Source organism: Gardnerella swidsinskii, from assembly GCF_003397705.1.
GTDB classification, from domain to species: Bacteria; Actinomycetota; Actinomycetes; order Actinomycetales; family Bifidobacteriaceae; genus Bifidobacterium; species Bifidobacterium swidsinskii.
On record NZ_QJVB01000002.1, the window covers coordinates 191,427 to 207,680 of the forward strand.

14 protein-coding genes are annotated in these 16,254 nt (G+C 44.5%); 1 reads left to right on the top strand and 13 read right to left on the bottom strand.

All coding sequences use genetic code 11. The annotated features are described in order from the left end of the window. Nucleotides 1-71: 71 nt before the first annotated feature. The 10 genes from D0T18_RS03120 to efp all read right to left on the bottom strand — a co-directional run bounded on the left by D0T18_RS03120 (nucleotide 72) and on the right by efp (nucleotide 12,983). Nucleotides 72-1,265: a shikimate dehydrogenase family protein gene (locus D0T18_RS03120; protein WP_116440455.1), complete on the bottom strand. Its 1,194-nt coding sequence runs from the start codon at nucleotides 1,263-1,265 to the stop codon at nucleotides 72-74. A 22-nt stretch (nucleotides 1,266-1,287) separates the two neighbouring features. Next, nucleotides 1,288-3,708, bottom strand: a complete 2,421-nt coding sequence (locus D0T18_RS03125; protein WP_116440456.1) for a primosomal protein N' — start codon at nucleotides 3,706-3,708, stop codon at nucleotides 1,288-1,290. Nucleotides 3,709-3,780: 72 nt separating this feature from the next. Next, the gene (metK, locus tag D0T18_RS03130) at nucleotides 3,781-4,998 is read right to left on the bottom strand and encodes a methionine adenosyltransferase (RefSeq protein ID WP_116440457.1); all 1,218 of its coding nucleotides are present in this window, start codon (nucleotides 4,996-4,998) and stop codon (nucleotides 3,781-3,783) included. 138 nt (nucleotides 4,999-5,136) lie between these two features. Then, complete coding sequence (gene rpoZ / locus D0T18_RS03135) at nucleotides 5,137-5,421, bottom strand: DNA-directed RNA polymerase subunit omega (RefSeq protein ID WP_004108619.1); 285 nt, start codon at nucleotides 5,419-5,421, stop codon at nucleotides 5,137-5,139. 82 nt (nucleotides 5,422-5,503) lie between these two features. Beyond that, a complete protein-coding gene (gene gmk, locus D0T18_RS03140; RefSeq protein ID WP_004108618.1) occupies nucleotides 5,504-6,112 on the bottom strand; it encodes a guanylate kinase in 609 nt (202 codons plus the stop codon). Nucleotides 6,113-6,127: 15 nt separating this feature from the next. After that, the gene (gene pyrF / locus D0T18_RS03145) at nucleotides 6,128-7,039 is read right to left on the bottom strand and encodes an orotidine-5'-phosphate decarboxylase (RefSeq protein ID WP_116440458.1); all 912 of its coding nucleotides are present in this window, start codon (nucleotides 7,037-7,039) and stop codon (nucleotides 6,128-6,130) included. Between the two features lie 3 nt (nucleotides 7,040-7,042). Then, complete coding sequence (gene carB, locus D0T18_RS03150; RefSeq protein ID WP_116440459.1) at nucleotides 7,043-10,438, bottom strand: carbamoyl-phosphate synthase large subunit; 3,396 nt, start codon at nucleotides 10,436-10,438, stop codon at nucleotides 7,043-7,045. 32 nt (nucleotides 10,439-10,470) lie between these two features. Continuing rightward, the gene (gene carA / locus D0T18_RS03155; protein WP_116440460.1) at nucleotides 10,471-11,682 is read right to left on the bottom strand and encodes a glutamine-hydrolyzing carbamoyl-phosphate synthase small subunit; all 1,212 of its coding nucleotides are present in this window, start codon (nucleotides 11,680-11,682) and stop codon (nucleotides 10,471-10,473) included. An 86-nt stretch (nucleotides 11,683-11,768) separates the two neighbouring features. After that, on the bottom strand, nucleotides 11,769-12,251 hold the full coding sequence (gene nusB, locus D0T18_RS03160; protein WP_004106395.1) for a transcription antitermination factor NusB: 483 nt from the start codon (nucleotides 12,249-12,251) through the stop codon (nucleotides 11,769-11,771). Nucleotides 12,252-12,419: 168 nt separating this feature from the next. After that, nucleotides 12,420-12,983, bottom strand: coding sequence for an elongation factor P (efp, locus tag D0T18_RS03165; RefSeq protein ID WP_116440461.1), 564 nt, complete (start codon nucleotides 12,981-12,983; stop codon nucleotides 12,420-12,422). Nucleotides 12,984-13,112: 129 nt separating this feature from the next. Here efp and D0T18_RS03170 point away from each other — a divergent pair, with 129 nt between their 5' ends. Beyond that, complete coding sequence (locus tag D0T18_RS03170; protein ID WP_116440462.1) at nucleotides 13,113-13,502, top strand: YccF domain-containing protein; 390 nt, start codon at nucleotides 13,113-13,115, stop codon at nucleotides 13,500-13,502. Here D0T18_RS03170 and pyrE read toward each other — a convergent pair. The 3 genes from pyrE to D0T18_RS03185 all read right to left on the bottom strand — a co-directional run bounded on the left by pyrE (nucleotide 13,478) and on the right by D0T18_RS03185 (nucleotide 16,170). Then, nucleotides 13,478-14,170 (bottom strand): orotate phosphoribosyltransferase, encoded by a 693-nt coding sequence (pyrE, locus tag D0T18_RS03175; protein ID WP_116440463.1) that lies wholly within the window; start codon nucleotides 14,168-14,170, stop codon nucleotides 13,478-13,480. The two genes, D0T18_RS03170 and pyrE, sit on opposite strands and share 25 nt — an antisense overlap. Nucleotides 14,171-14,266: 96 nt before the next feature. Then, a complete protein-coding gene (locus D0T18_RS03180) occupies nucleotides 14,267-15,268 on the bottom strand; it encodes a dihydroorotate dehydrogenase (RefSeq protein ID WP_116440464.1) in 1,002 nt (333 codons plus the stop codon). A gap of 5 nt (nucleotides 15,269-15,273) precedes the next feature. Continuing rightward, nucleotides 15,274-16,170 carry a dihydroorotate dehydrogenase electron transfer subunit gene (locus D0T18_RS03185; RefSeq protein WP_102703163.1) on the bottom strand — a complete coding sequence of 299 codons (897 nt, stop codon included), beginning with the start codon at nucleotides 16,168-16,170 and terminating at the stop codon, nucleotides 15,274-15,276. Nucleotides 16,171-16,254: the final 84 nt, after the last annotated feature.

Consider the following 16,254-nt stretch of genomic DNA (forward strand, 5'->3'; position numbering starts at 1 on the left):
CGCGGAACGTTGCGTAGTATGTTGCGCATCACGTTGCACATCACTTTGCGTAGTATGTTGCGTATTATCGCTCATAATGCCTCCTGTAAGGCTTTTCGCATGAGACTACTTACGTCATCGTAATATCTAGCCTTGTCAGCACTAGGTTTATAACCAAGCTCAGAACCAGTCTCAGCACAATCCTCAGCGCAAGTCTTAGCACAATTCCCAAAATTTTCTTTAGATTGCCTGTACTCAATCGTCATAAGACTTACTTGTGCTAAAGCTTGTTGCAAAAGCATTTCTTCTCCGCCAATAGCGCAACCGTATTGTTGCCATACACTAAGTAGCATGCTTGGGCGAGGATCGTAAACTACGTCAAGCAATGTTCCTAATTTCGTTTGATTATTCGCACTATCTTGACAGTACGCTTTCAACGCAAGCGCAATTGGATCTGCTACATGCGCTGGAACTGTGCTTATGACTATGTCTGCTTCTGCGATTGCACGAACAGCTTCGAGTGAATTTAAAGATTTCAAAATGAGAGATTTATCACATTCTGACAATTTTTCTGCACTCAATTTTTCTGCGCTATAGTCTGCAAATTTTGAAAATACTTCTTCGCTTATTGTTGGGAACTCAATACCTTGCACAGGCTCATACATAGCGTCATTTTCTTCGCTTTTATTATTTTGACCTATGCTTATTTTATTTGGAAAATCAGCGCAATACTTTTGTATAAGATTATTAAAACGTTCAACGCCTTTTACACTACCGTCATCTTCAGTTCTAGCAACAACTTGCACTTGCTCAAGCTTTGCTACTTGCGCAATTTCAATTAAAGCTGCCAATGCAGAGGACGCAGTGTTGCCACTGCCAATAATAACAGCCTTTTTTACTTCGCATATACGCTCATGTAATGCTTGCATAAATGTTATTAATATGCCACTTACGTCAGTGTTGTATAGCTTTATTTGCGATTGCGAAGCGGTTGCTGGGTTGCTAGTAAAAACTGCAGTATTTGCCACGTTAAGCGCGCGCGACCAGTAGTCGCAAGGTGTACCGAGTTTCATTACGGTTTTTTTAAGCGGCATAGTAAGGCTTAAGCCTTTCCAAGAATCGTCAAGATGCGCAATAAAATCGCGAAGCTCTGTTTCGCTTACTTTTTCCTTACTATATTGCCAATTTGTAAGACCTAAAACCTTATAAGCCGTGTTGTGAAGCACAGGAGACAGCGAATGCGAAATAGGATCTCCCAAAACTGCGCAATGATATGTTTTTAACATTTTTCTCTCCCCTATTAGTAAGTTAGTACGCTAATAAATCTTTTGGATCAACACAAAAACGCAACTCTCCTGCAGCACGTGTTGCTACGTGACGAGCTACTTCCTTGTGCAATCGGTTCACTAATTCTTGTCTTAAATAAAGCGGAACTCTTACTACAGCTTTTACACGGTCGTAAATATCGTCAAAATGCTGGTATCTGTCTGTAACAGGCGGATGCATTGGAACAATTCCTAATAATGGAGAAATTGCTGAAAAATCAGCATCTTGACTACTTTCGCACCCAAGATTTTCTTGCATTGCACCAATGTTTTCAAGCGCACGCATAACCGCATCACGAGCACCCCATACGCATGCTGCAGTTACACAAGGCGGCAATATTGCTTGAGCTCTTTCTGAAAGCTCATTGCAAGAAAGTTGAGTCGTATCCCACAATGTAAGCGCACGCGCAAGAACAGGATACGTTTCGCCAATCAAAAGCACACTTCCTCCGCGCGCTCTAGGAGCACATAAAGCAGAAGCTTTCATCCACGAATTAAGTGTATCTATTCGCGCATCAAGCCCCGAAGCGTACAAACTTACCCACGTATCGAGTATTGCTACAACACCATATTCTCCGTTACAATTTGCGTCTTGCGTTTGTACGCGAGGCTCACATCCAGGAGTTGCAACAACAATTACAGGTTTTTCATCAATACACTGGATAATTCCGTTCGGTTGGTGTTGTGACGAAATAATAATAGGCACGTTGCGAAATAGTTTAGATAATTCTTCTGCAACACCAGCAGCGCCAACTTGTATAACTCGCATATTGCTACTGCCACAATTAGAACAAGACCAATTTATTGCACTAGCACCACACCACGAGCAACGTGCTGTTTGCTGACTATTTGCAACATCGAGAGGCCCGGTACATCGTCTACAGCGCGCTTGACGTTTGCAAGAAGAGCATATAGCCGATTGCGTCACACCATCTTGCGCAATAGAAAGCAGCACAGGCTTACCATCCGAAAGAGCATCATTAATAGCTCTTACTGCGCTATGCGGTATGCGAGCGCCAATACTTGGGTCAGCTAATTTCAATAAAGCTTCACGATTAAGCCAACGAACCCACGGAACTAACTTTTCGCGAGCAAGTTTACTCGCACTTACAGGGATGCTAGATCCGCTTATTGTTTCAGCAGTTTTAGCAGATTGAGTAGTTTGAATAACTTTAGTAGTTTGAACAGATTGCTCACCTTGCGCATCTTGCGCATTTGACATATAGCAGTCTACTTCACTTTGACTAAGCGCGCTTCTGGAATACGACATTGACACAAATACGCCGCCATGCCTTTTCGCACGAAGTCGCATAACTCCACGCGCTTGAGCATACGGCATCATGCCATCAGCATATTGGTACGCGCAATCTTCAACAATCGCAAATAAAGCATCTCCCTCAACTGGAGCATACATTGCAGCTCTAGTGCCAAGAACGCAAGGAACTATTCCGGACGCGATTGCACGCCAAGCTCTATATCTATCAGCTGGAGGATCCGCAGCACAAAGTCGAGCTACATCGCCATCAAAACTTCCAGCAGAAAAACCACGATGATTCTCACTGACACGCTTATATGGCTTTAATCCGTAAACCATTAGCGCGCGCATTACATCATTTACTTCTCTTAGCGTCGGCAAAACTACAACAGCTTGCTTACACGCGCTTAAAGCAGTGACAATCATCCACGCTAAATCTTGTGCAAGTCGGCAAGAACCTGGTAAAGCGTCTACAATAAAAGATTGAGAAGAATTATTTTCTGCTTGCTTGACTAATTGATTTTCTGTTTTATTTTCACTAAAACTTGCGTCAATAGATTTTTTGATTAATGCATTGTATAAAATATTTGCATTTTCGTAATCATAAATCATGCGAGAAGTTGTAGCGTAACCTGGGTTTGTATTGTTATCGTTTTGCAAACGCTTCTTAAGATTTTCACGCCACTGTTTTCTGCGTTGCAAGCGTATGTTGTCAAAAACTTCCTCATGCTCAACACGAGCTACGCGTTGAGGCACAGCAAGACGCAAAATATTTGAGCTAGTTCCACCATAAGCTTTAGCTATGGCGTCAATATCGTCTCGCAAAGATTTAGAAAGCAAAACATCTGAAGGAAACACGCGCTCTAAAAATCTTAAAGCAGTATGAGGGGTGTCTGTATGCGAAGAACGAGACCAAATAACTCCAGTGAGCTTTTGTGCTCCAAAACGAACGCGTACAAACGCCCCAGGCTGAGCAGATTCATCTTGATCTTGCGATATCAAGTAATCAAAAGTACGACCTAAATGTGAAGCTTGAACATCAAGCATCACATGCGCAATAGGGCATTCATTAGCAGGCACTAGAGAAACAGCATTGCGCTTACGTCTTGTTTTACGCGCTAAGCCGTCTAGCGAAGGTTGCTCTGCCATAAATAACCCTTAGTTTTACTTGAATTACATCACATAATTACTGTTATTTTACAGCAAAATTTATCAATAAAACTACTTTTTTAGCGCATCTTTCAATTGCTCAATACGATTCGTTTCTTCCCAAGGGAATTTGACATCCGTACGACCAAAATGACCATAAGCTGCGGTTGGAGCATAAATTGGCTTAAGCAAGTTAAGCTCATCAATAATCGCAGCTGGACGCAAATCAAATACTTCACGCACAGCACGCGCAATATCTGCACGCGTAATACCTTCAGCTTCAGTTCCGAAAGTTTCTACGTTTACGCTTACAGGATCAGCAATACCAATAGCATAAGCAACTTGAACTTCTGCCTTATGAGCTAAACCAGCTGCCACAATATTTTTTGCAACCCAGCGAGCTGCATAAGCTGCAGAACGGTCAACTTTGCTAGGATCCTTACCGGAAAAAGCTCCACCACCATGATGAGCAGCACCACCATAAGTGTCAACAATAATTTTTCGACCAGTTAAGCCCGAATCAGCTGCAGGACCTCCCAAAACGAAGGAGCCAGTAGGGTTTACAAGCATACGGTACGAATCGTGCGCAACTTTTTGAGCAAGAACTTCGTCCAACACAGGATTAACAACATGTTCAACAAGCTGATCTTGTAACCAGTCTCTAGAAACTTCTGGGTCATGCTGAGTAGAAATAAGCACAGTATCCAAACGTTTAGGCGATCCTTTTGAATCATACTCAATCGTTACTTGAGTTTTCCCATCTGGACGCAAATGCGCAACAGTGCCATCTTTACGAACTTTAGCAAGCTTTTGAGCTAAACGATGAGCAAGATAAATCGGCAAAGGCATTAAAGTATCTGTTTCGTCGCTAGCGTAACCAAACATAACACCTTGATCGCCTGCACCTTGAGCAGCGTAGTGCTCCTCACGAGAAGATGCACTCTCGCAAGAAGCATCCAACCTAGCAACACCTTGATTAATTTCTGCACTTTGCTCAGTTAAAGAAACCATAACACCACAAGAATCAGCATCAAGACCAATTGTGGAGCTCGTGTAGCCAACATTACGAACAACTTGACGCACGATTCCCGGAATATCGCTATAAACTTCACCACGCACTTCGCCAAAAACCACAAACTGACCAACGGAAGCACAAACCTCTATAGCAACATGCGCATGAGAATCCTGACGAAGCATATCGTCCAATATAGCGTCAGCAATTTGATCGCATAACTTGTCAGGATGACCTTCAGTTACAGATTCTGCAGAAATTAATTTACGTTCTTCCACATTTCCCCCTTACGTTTATAGTCGATAAGGCTAAATACAGGCTAAATAAAGTGAAAAACGCAGCCGTGCATCCGCTTTATTGAGCACGGATGATACGCGACTGCGAATACCCATAAAGACGTTTATTAGCAAGGCTTATTAATTACCTTCGCTTAAATCGTCCTCACCAAGAGTCTCTTCAAGCAATCCAGCATTAATTTCGCGGAAAGCAATAGCTAAAGGCTTTTCTTGATTTTGATACTCAACTAGTGGGCCAACATTTTGAAGCAAACCTTCATTAAGCTGAGTAAAATAAGCATTAATTTGACGTGCTCGTTTTGCAGCAAATAAGGCAAGCGCATACTTGGAATCCGCATGTTGCATTAAATCATCAATCGGTGGATTCGCAAGACCAGTAGGTGTTGGCTGAGTGCCTAATGCCATAATATTCTCCAAATTCTATGGTGCCACAATAGTTCCAAAAGGCTTATTATATGCTATCGATTGGATATTGCGTAAGTTTTAACTATAAGTCGTATTCGCTTGCAATAACATTCCACAGTTCATCTGCGGCACGCTCAGCATTATCGTTCACAATAACAACATCGAACTCTTTAGCTGCAGCAATTTCAACTTTAGCAGTTTCCAAACGTTTTGCTTGCTGCTCAGGAGTTTCAGTACCACGACCAATAAGACGACGCTTAAGCTCTTCAAAGCTCGGAGGCGCAATGAACACGTACACAACTTCTAATCCAAGACGAGCAGCCTCTTGTTTTACGCGCCTAGCTCCTTGCAAATCTATTTCCAGCAAAGTAGGAATATCTTGCGTAAGATGATCCAAAACAGGCTGAAGAAGGGTGCCATAATGAGCCATGCCATGAACCAGCGCGGTTTCCAAGAATTCACCATTACGCTTACGACGCTCAAATTCTTCTTCATCTAAGAACCAATAGTGAATACCATTAAATTCACCAGGTCTAGGCGCACGAGTGGTAGCAGAAACAGATAGCCAAATATGAGGATGCTTCTCACGAAGTATGCCTTCTACTGTGCCTTTACCAGCCGCAGTAGGACCCGTTAATACGATTAATCGACGTCTAGACTGCGAATCTGCAGTCTCATCCGTGGCACCCATTTGTTTACCTCTCGTTTACACACATTCGTCTGAATCAACAAGAGCCTGACGAATATCCAATGCTATGCGTTCAGTTGCAGCCGAAAGTTCACCAATATCTGGACCATGCGACGCAATCGAACGCGAAACAGTTACCAATACATTACCATGTGTACCAGCAAAAACACGCTTTAAATCGTCAGCTTCTGCACCTTGCCACCCATAACCAGGAGAAAGAATTGGACCAGTAAAACTGGTTACGTCAATTCCACCACCGTTCATCCAGTCGCCAATAGTCGCTCCAACAATTAAACCAACAGAACCCATTCCTTTAGTTTTATTGTTAAAACTTTGAGCCGTTTGAGCAATTCCGTGAGCTACAGTAGTTCCGCGGTAAGTTCCGCTTTGCCTAATAGCAGTTTGCAAACTTGCGCCTTCGCGATTAGAAGTTAGAGACGCAATAAAAACACCGCGACCGTTATTAAGAGCTTCGTTAATTAAGCCGCCCATAGAACGTGCGCCATAATAAGGAAGCAAAGTAATAGCATCAGCAAGAAGCGGAGCTCCAGGCTTAAAATATGCGTCTGCAAGCGCAGAAATAGTAGTAGACAATCCTCCATGACCGCAATCAACAATAGTAATAATATCCATTTGACGAGCGGCATACAGCACACGCTCAAGCGCTGCGAAACCCTTAGAACCATAGCGCTCAAACATGCTGGATTGGAATTTAACTGCCGCTGCCCTACCATTCATAGCTTGCAGCATGCGCATAGAAAAAAGTTCAGCTCCAAGAGCATCCATGTTGTATCCCCAATTAAGCAGCATTTTGCGATGAGGATCGATTCCAACACACAATGGTCCATATTTTGCCATAGCGTTCTTCAAACGCAAACCAAAATCGGATCGTTGCGCCTGCACTTCTTGATCACGAATGCTCTCGGTCATGTATTAAGCCCGACTTTCTTGACTTTCTGCCTGTTCAATTGCAAACAACTGCTGAGCATGTTCTTGTATGCTCATCACCTGATAATCGTTGTTCTTAACAGCTTCAATAGCCATTAATACTGGTGCGAATTCGGTAATAGTAGTGAATTGCGGAAGATCAGCTGCTACAGCTGCTGCACGAATGGCATAACCATCAGTGCGCGATCCCCTTGAATTCGGCGTATTCAATACCATATCAATCTTACCATTTTCGATAAGCTCTACAACATTCTTACCGATTCTTTCATGCGCTTTCTCACTATTTGGCATATCCTTCGCCGTGTCGCCCTGACTAGAAAGCTTATCGACAATCACGGAATCAATACCATAACGACGAAGCACAGAAGCTGTACCTTCAGTAGCCCAAATCGTAAAACCAAGCTCCACTAATCGCACTGCAAGAAGCGGAAGTTGACGCTTATCTGCATCACTTACAGACACAAACACGTTGCCGCTGGTAGGCAAACCACCCTTGTATGCTGCAAGCTGGCTCTTAGCAAAAGCATGTGGGAAGTCACGATCGAAGCCCATAACTTCGCCGGTAGAACGCATTTCTGGTCCGAGCAAAATATCAACCGTACGACCAACAGGAGTGCGGAAACGCTTGAACGGCAGCACAGAAGCTTTAATAGCAACTTGCTGACCTGGATGAATATCACCACCATCGCCTTGCGGAAGAAGAAGTCCACGCTTGCGCTGCTGTGCAATTGTTTCACCAGCCATAATTCGAGCAGCAGCTTTAGCAAGAGCAACACCAGTAGCTTTAGAAGCAAACGGAACAGTACGAGACGCTCGAGGATTTGCTTCAATTACATACAAAGTGTTTGCCATAAAAGCGTACTGCACGTTAATCAGACCGCGAACTGAGCAGCCGCGCGCAATCGAAAGCGTACCCTCGCGAAGGCGGCGGATTTGATCGTCCGAAAGCGTGCTTGGAGGAAGAGTACAAGCAGCGTCACCAGAGTGCACACCAGCTTCTTCAACATGCTCCATAATGCCGCCAATATAAAGCTCGTTGCCGTCGTAAAGCGCGTCAACATCGATTTCAATAGCGTCCTGAAGGAACTTATCAATCAAAAGCGGCGAAGGCAATCTGCCAGAAACAACCGTGTCTGCTCGAGCCTCATCCAATGCGCGATCAACATACTTTGCAAGCTGAGCGTCGTCGTATACAATCTCCATTCCGCGACCGCCGAGCACGTAGCTTGGGCGCACAAGAACCGGGTAGCCGATTGCGTGAGCTGCATCTTTTGCTTCCTCAAGACTCAAAGCTGTGCCGTATCGGGGAGCGTTCATGCCTTCTTGACGAAGAACCTCGCCGAAAAGCTCACGATTTTCAGCCAAATCAATAGCCTCAGGAGTCGTTCCCAAAATTGGAACTCCTGCAGCTTTAAGACGAGCAGCAAGCGAAAGTGGCGTTTGACCACCAAGCTGCACAATCACGCCCTTAACAGGTCCAAGCTTCTTTTCTGCTTCGTAAATTTCAAGCACATCTTCGAAAGTAAGAGGCTCAAAGTAAAGGCGGTCAGACATGTCGTAATCTGTAGAAACTGTTTCAGGATTGCAATTAACCATAATGGTGTCGTAATCCTTGCCCAATTCCTGAACAGCGTGAACGCAAGTGTAATCAAACTCAATACCCTGGCCGATTCTGTTTGGACCAGAGCCAAGGATAATCACAGCTTCGCGATCGCGCTTCTTCAACTCGCTTTCGTCAGCGTAGCAAGAATAGTAGTACGGAGTTGCTGCGTCGAACTCAGCTGCGCAAGTGTCAACAGTCTTGTAAACAGGGCGCAAACCGTAAGCCCAACGAAGCTCACGAACCATGTTTTCGCCTTCGTCGCCAAGATTACGCAAATGCGCAATCTGCACGTCCGAAAGACCAGCAAGCTTAGCACGCTTCAAAACTTTAGGAGTTAAAGTTTCAGCTTCACGAACCGCGAGCGCAGTTTCGTTAATTTGAGCCAGCTGCTCTACAAACCAAGGGTCGATTTTTGTTGCTGCAAAAATCTGCTCCGGCGTAGCTCCACCCCAAAGCGCGCGCTGAATTTGCAAGTAGCGGTGCTCCGTTGGAGTGTGCATTTCTTCAAGAAGCTTATTAACTTCTTCCTCGCTTGGACGCTCGCCATCCCAGCTAAAGCACGCGTGACGCTTGTCGATTGAGCGCATTGCTTTTCCAAGGGATTCCTGGAAGTTTCCAGCCAAAGCCATTGCTTCGCCAACTGACTTCATAGAAGTTGTAAGCGTGGTGTCTGCTCCTGGGAACTTTTCGAAAGCAAAGCGCGGAATCTTCGTTACAACATAGTCGATTGTTGGCTCGAAGCTTGCAGGAGTTGAACGCGTAATATCGTTTTGAATTTCATCCAAAGTGTAGCCGAGAGCAAGTTTCGTTGCGATTTTTGCGATTGGGAAGCCAGTTGCTTTAGATGCGAGCGCGGAAGAACGAGACACACGCGGGTTCATTTCGATGACGATAATGCGACCAGTTTGAGGGTTGATTGCGAACTGAATATTGCAACCACCGGTGTCAACGCCAACGCCTCGAATAATAGCGATACCAATATCGCGCATCTTCTGATACTCGCGGTCTGTAAGCGTAAAGCAAGGAGCTACTGTAATCGAGTCGCCAGTGTGCACGCCTACAGGATCGACGTTTTCGATTGGGCAAACAACTACGACGTTATCTTTTGCGTCGCGCATAAGTTCAAGCTCAAACTCTTTCCAGCCTTCAATGCCTTCTTCAATAAGCACTTCGTTTGTTGGAGAATAGTGAATGCCGGCTCCTGCAATGCGGTGAAGCTCTTCTTCGTTATGAGCAATACCAGAGCCCAAGCCGCCCATTGTGAAGCTTGGACGTACTACTACCGGGTATCCTAAAGTTTCAACAATTTTGTCTACTTCTTCAATCGAGTGAGCAATAAAGGATTTTGCTGACTCAGCTCCGGCTTTTTCAACGACTTTTTTGAAAAGCTCTCGGTCTTCGCCGCGGTCGATTGCTTCCAAAGAAGCGCCAATAAGCTCAACGTTATATTTTTCTAGGATTCCTGCACGACCCAAATCCATTGCAGCATTAAGTGCAGTTTGACCACCAAGCGTTGGAAGAAGCGCATCCGGACGCTCCTTTGCAATAATTCGCTCCAAAATCGAAGTGTCAATTGGCTCAATATATGTTGCGTCCGCAAGTTCCGGGTCGGTCATAATCGTAGCCGGGTTAGAGTTGACCAAAATTACGCGAATGCCTTCTTCGCGAAGAACTCGGCAAGCCTGCGTTCCGGAATAATCAAACTCTGCAGCCTGACCAATAACAATCGGGCCGGAACCAATTACCATAACCGACTTAATATCAGTACGTTTTGGCATAGTAAACTTCTCTTTCCGTAAATCTTAAAATCTTACTTGCTTTTTCGAGTGTTTTCGCGCATCAATTGCACAAAACGGTCAAATAGATAGGAAGCATCGTGCGGGCCTGCTGCAGCTTCCGGATGATATTGCACTGAGAACGCTGGAATATCAAGGCATTGTAAGCCTTCTACAACATTGTCATTCAAGTCAATATGCGACACCATTACGCGACCAAAGTGGCCGTTTTCGTAAGGAGATTGAACAGGGCCATCAAGAGGTGCGTCCACAGCAAAGCCGTGATTGTGAGCCGTAACTTCCACTTTTCCGGTTGTAACGTCTTTTACAGGCTGATTAATACCACGGTGACCAAACTTCAACTTGTAAGTTCCAAAGCCGAGCGCGCGACCAAGTAACTGGTTTCCAAAGCAGATACCAAAGAACGGGTAACCTGCATCCAAAACTTTACGCAAAAGATCAACTTCGCGATTTGCTTGGCCAGGATCTCCAGGACCATTCGAGAAGAATACGCCGTCTGCGTTAAGAGCTTGCAGCGATTCGAAGCTTATTGAGGAGCTTACAACGTGCACACAGCAGCCGCGTTCAGCCAAACGGTGAGGAGTCATAGATTTAATACCAAAGTCAACTGCTACAACCGTGTAAAGTGGATCTTTTTCTTCAAAATCACCGCAAGGCTCAATCGTGTATGTCTCTTTAGTACTGACTTCATCCGTTAAACGCAAACCTTGCATTTGAGGAGTTTGCTTAATTTCGTCAACGAAAGAAGCGACGGTACGAAAAGCCCCGGTTGACGGATCAACCAGGGCCTTATTAGAAAAAATGCCGGCACGCATAACGCCTACCGAGCGTAAATGACGTACCAGCTTTCGAGTATCAATACCACTAATGCCAACGATACCTTGCTTTTGTAAATCGTCTTCCAAGGAACCTTCAGCTCGCCAATTGCTAACTACTGGGCTTGGCTCCTTAACTACGTAACCTGCAACCCAAATGTGGGCAGATTCTGAATCTTCGTGATTCATTCCCGTATTACCTATATGTGGGAATGTTTGAACTACGATTTGTTGATCATAACTTGGATCAGTTAATGTTTCTTGATAACCAGTCATGCCCGTGGAGAACACAATCTCAGCGCGCGTAGAACCTTGCGCACCGAAAGGCTTACCAACGTAAACCTGACCATCCTCCAACACCAATACTGCATCATCACTGCCGAATCCGGCAAAGGTGTCGTTGTAATCCACCTTAACCCCCTTATGGCTTTAGGATATTCGTGGCAAGTTTACTCAGGTTGGCGGACGGGCGACGCGCCGGCGATAGTTATTGCTTCTTACTCGGCAGCAGCTTCTTCCGTAGACTCTTCCGTAGCAGCGTCTTCAGGAGAAGATTCGCCGTTAAACTTTGCCAAGCAAGCGTCTTTATCTGCCATAATCGCGCTTAGTAAGCCATGAATAAACGCAATAGCTTCGTCATCGCTATACATTTTTGCGAGCGCAATAGCCTCGTCAATAGCAACTTTATCTGGAATCTCATCATTAAGAAGCATTTCCCACACCGCAATGCGCAAAATATTGCGATCAATAACAGCCATTCTGCCAACTTTCCAGCCAGTCGAATAGCGGTTTAGTGTCTTGTCAATTCTGTTACGTCGCTCTCCTACGCCTCGAACAATCTCAATAGCGTACTCTGGGAGCGGAGTTTGAGCGCCAGGCTCCTTAACTCGCTCCTCAAGCAAAGAAAGAATATGCTGATTCTTCTCATCCGCCTCATACAGCGTATTCAAAGCTCTTTTACGAGCGGTAGAACGTGCCATCGTAACGCCCTTCTGTGTAACGTATAAAAATTACTTAATAAAGTTGTATCAAAAATTACGCGACCCAGCAACGAATAATCGCCACCGGGTCACACTATAAAAAATTATTGAGAAATAAATAGCTAATTTAATTAGATAACTAATTGTTTTAATTAGATAATTAATTCTTTAGTTTTCACGACCAAGGTAAGAGCCGTCACGAGTGTCGACCTTCACCTTTTCGCCTTCACCCACGAAGAGCGGAACCTGGATTTCAGCACCGGTTTCCACGGTTGCAGGCTTAGTACCAGCGTTAGAACGATTGCCTTGCAAGCCTGGCTCAGTGTGAGTAACAGTCAAAATCACTGAAGCTGGAAGCTCAACGCTCAAAGGAGTGCCGTCATGGAAGCTTACGATGCAGTCGGTGCCTTCAAGCAAATACTTGCTCTGCTCGCCAACCAAAGCCTTAGGAATATAAACCTGGTCGTAAGTGGTCATATCCATAAAGACGAAGTTGTCGCCATCTTCGTATGAATATTGCAACGTGCGGTTATCAACGGTCTCGAACTCCATCTTCATGCCGGCATTAAAAGTCTTGTCGACAATCTTGCCCGAGAGCACGTTCTTAATGGTGGTACGCACAAAAGCAGGACCCTTGCCTGGCTTCACGTGCTGGAACTTAACGACGGTCCAAAGCTGACCGTCAAGGTTCAAAACCGATCCATTCTTAATATCATTGGTAGTCTGTGCCACGAGTTACCCGTTTCTTTCGCTAATAGGCTGCAAATTAAGCAGCTAAGAAATAAACCTTGCTTATTATGCCACAAAGTGTCAACTTATGCATTCGTGTACCGATAGCAGCGAAATTATATACTTAATAATATGAAACTTCTTGGCAATATTGTGTGGCTGATATTCGGCGGTCTTTTCATTGCTGCAAGCTGGTTACTTATAAGTTTCCTTCTTTGCATAACCGTTATTGGCATACCATTCGGTATTCAAGCATTCAAAATGGCAAAGCTCACGCTCACGCCATTTGGAAAACATGTTATTTACCGAGGCGGCACTAGCACAATTTGGAACATACTATGGATTGTATTTTTCATTGGACCAATGCTTGCATTAGGCTATATCATTTCAGGATTCATTTGCTGCTGCACAATTGTTGGCATTCCATTTGGCATACAATCTTTCAAAATGGCAAAACTTGCGTTGTGGCCGTTTGGTTCCGAAATTGTAGAAGATAGTTACGCACCATACGTACGCAAGTAATCTGCAGCGCGCGAAGCTAATTCCTCATCCATAACTGGCTTACCGTCAGCATTAACTAAACGCTCTGCTGCAGCGAAAATTTCGCGCACATTTGCAATTGGCAAAACTGGGAAACCAAACTCCTGCTCTACTGCTTTTACTGCAGAAAGTTCACTGTCTTTCGTGCATTCCATTCTGTCTACTGCCAAAATCAAGCCAACAACTTGCACATTTGCTTCCGCTTTAAGCTTCGGCAAAGTTTCGCGAACTGCAGTTCCAGCAGTCATTACGTCGTCAACAAGCAGAACTTTCATGCCGTCTTTTAACGGTTTTCCAACCATAATTCCGCCGTCGCCGTGGTCCTTTCGCTCTTTGCGGTCGAAAGTAAAACCAACAGGCATATTGTGATTATTCGTCAAAGCCATTGCCGTAGAAACTGCCAGCGGAATGCCCTTATAAGCAGGACCGAAAACAGTGTCGATATCTTGCGGAAGTTTGCCGTCTTCGATTGCTGCAACAACGCGCTGAGCATAGTACGCGCCTAAGCTCGCGATTTTCATGCCGTCGTCAAAAGCGCCAGCATTAATAAAATAAGGTGATTGACGACCAGATTTCAGTGTAAAGTCACCAAATTTAAGCGCGCCTGAATCAAGCAAAAACTTTGTAAAACGTTCGTCTAATTCTGCCATAATTAGCTCTCTTTCTTAAAATATTTTTAAATACTTTCTAAATAATTTCTTAAATATTTTCTAAATACTTTTTAAATACCTTTTAAATACTTAATTTCAGCGCCAAGTCTTTCCTTCGGCAAGTAAAGACGCAAGCTTTGGACGAGAATCAAGCAAATCATCAAGCTCGCGAGCAATGCGAATAGGAGCAGTAGGATCCACCAAAGCGGCAGCACCAACTTCTACAGCATTAGCGCCAGCATACAAGTATTCCAAAGCTTTTTCGCCGGAATCAATGCCGCCAATGCCAATAATTGGAATATCTGGCATAGCTTGACGAACTCTCCACACAAATCCAAGTCCAATCGGGAAGATTGCAGGGCCGGAAACGCCGCCCGTACGGTTTGCAATAATCGGCTCGCCGGTTCGAATATCAATTCGCAAACCAACAAGCGTGTTAATCATGCTAAGAGCATCCGCACCAGCGTCAACAGCAGCTTTGCAAATCGAAACAATATCCGTCACATTTGGCGTCATTTTTACAATCATTGGCTTATCTGTCATTGCGCGAAGATGCTTAATTAAGCGGTGAAGCGCCACCGGATCCGTGCCAACGCTCATTCCGCCGTGAGTTACGTTTGGGCAGCTTACGTTAATTTCAAGCATGTCTGCAGCAGAATCTGCAAGCTTTTCAACAACTTGCGCATAATCGTCGTCACTGTGCCCTGCAACATTAGTAATAACAAGCGCTCCCATTTTCTTTAGTTTCGGAAGCTCGTCTACTAAGTAGTGGTCAACGCCAGGATTTTGCAATCCAACTGCGTTTACCATTCCAGAAGGAGACTCTGCAGTGCGCGGAGAAGGATTTCCTTCCCACGGAACAGGTGAAACGCCTTTTGTACAAATTGCGCCGAGTTGGCTTACGTCGTAAAAGCGTCGGCAAGCTGCAAGCTGGAAAGTTCCAGAAGCTGTACCAACCATGTTTTTCCACTTAACGCCTGCAACTTGAGTTGGATACTTCCACACGTGGCTTGTGTCAAAGCCAAAAGTTTCAGCGGAATTTGTTGCAGAATTTGCGTTATTTACAGAATTATTTTCGGCATTATTTACAGCACTCATATTTTTTACTCCCAACCCAAACGATTCGCATCAAAAACAGGACCGTCGTTGCAAACTTTCAGCCTGCCTTCCAAAGTGTCAACAACGCAAGCAACGCAAGTTCCGTATCCGCAGCCCATACGCGCTTCTAAACTGAGCTGGCACTCAATATTTCTTTCATGCGCCCAGTGAGCTACAGCTTTCATCATAGGCAAAGGTCCGCAAGACAAAATAACCGTTGGCAAATCGTCTCCAAAATTAAGATGCTGACTTTCTTCAAGTTCGTCAAGAAGTGTAATAACAGTTCCTTCAGCATTTGTAATACTGTGTACGTCTGAAATATATTCTTTCATTAAATCATCCGCAAAACGCTTGTTACGGTAGCCAAGCACTGCCGTTACGCTAGAATCTTCACGCTTTGAAAGCGTTTGAGCAGCACACAAAATAGGTGGCACGCCCAAGCCGCCACTGACCAACAGATAATGTGCAGGTTTGGAAATATTAAAGCCAAGTCCTAAAGGTCCAAGAGCGTCAATGCTATCTCCTGGCTTAAGCTCAGCAAACTTAGCAGTGCCTTTGCCAATCACAGCAAAAATCAAAGTAAAAGTATCGCCTTCTACGCTTGCAACTCCAAAAGGACGCGGAAGCATAGCAGTTGGATCAGGGGAATACAAGTTCACAAATTGCGCAGGAGCAGCTTTTTTAGCAATCTCAGAATCTCGCAAAGTCAAACGGTACACGCCTTCGTCTAGCTTCTCATTATTGAGTACTTCTACAGCTCTACGCCCCCAAAGGCGCGAATATTTTGCATTATTGCTTTCGTCTGCAGAACTTGAGCCGGAAGAATCAAAAGCGTCTTCACGTAACGTAATTATGGCGTTTCCAGAGGCTTTTCGCGTTGGAATAAACATGCCATCACTCATGTGGTTTCCCCTACCCTTGTATGTGTTTTGTACCGTTGCGTTTTATTTTTAATTTTAATTATATTTTTAGTTATATTTATTTTA

Excerpts from the sequence above, each read along its gene's own strand:
- pyrE (WP_116440463.1), bottom strand. The coding sequence starts at position 14,170 with ATGGCAGAATTAGACGAACGTTTTACAAAGTTTTTGCTTGATTCAGGC.
- pyrF (WP_116440458.1), bottom strand. The coding sequence starts at position 7,039 with ATGACCGAGAGCATTCGTGATCAAGAAGTGCAGGCGCAACGATCCGAT.
- carB (WP_116440459.1), bottom strand. The coding sequence starts at position 10,438 with ATGCCAAAACGTACTGATATTAAGTCGGTTATGGTAATTGGTTCCGGC.
- nusB (WP_004106395.1), bottom strand. The coding sequence starts at position 12,251 with ATGGCACGTTCTACCGCTCGTAAAAGAGCTTTGAATACGCTGTATGAG.
- D0T18_RS03120 (WP_116440455.1), bottom strand. The coding sequence starts at position 1,265 with ATGTTAAAAACATATCATTGCGCAGTTTTGGGAGATCCTATTTCGCAT.
- rpoZ (WP_004108619.1), bottom strand. The coding sequence starts at position 5,421 with ATGGCATTAGGCACTCAGCCAACACCTACTGGTCTTGCGAATCCACCG.
- gmk (WP_004108618.1), bottom strand. The coding sequence starts at position 6,112 with ATGGGTGCCACGGATGAGACTGCAGATTCGCAGTCTAGACGTCGATTA.
- D0T18_RS03185 (WP_102703163.1), bottom strand. The coding sequence starts at position 16,170 with ATGAGTGATGGCATGTTTATTCCAACGCGAAAAGCCTCTGGAAACGCC.
- D0T18_RS03180 (WP_116440464.1), bottom strand. The coding sequence starts at position 15,268 with ATGAGTGCTGTAAATAATGCCGAAAATAATTCTGTAAATAACGCAAAT.
- D0T18_RS03125 (WP_116440456.1), bottom strand. The coding sequence starts at position 3,708 with ATGGCAGAGCAACCTTCGCTAGACGGCTTAGCGCGTAAAACAAGACGT.
- D0T18_RS03170 (WP_116440462.1), top strand. The coding sequence starts at position 13,113 with ATGAAACTTCTTGGCAATATTGTGTGGCTGATATTCGGCGGTCTTTTC.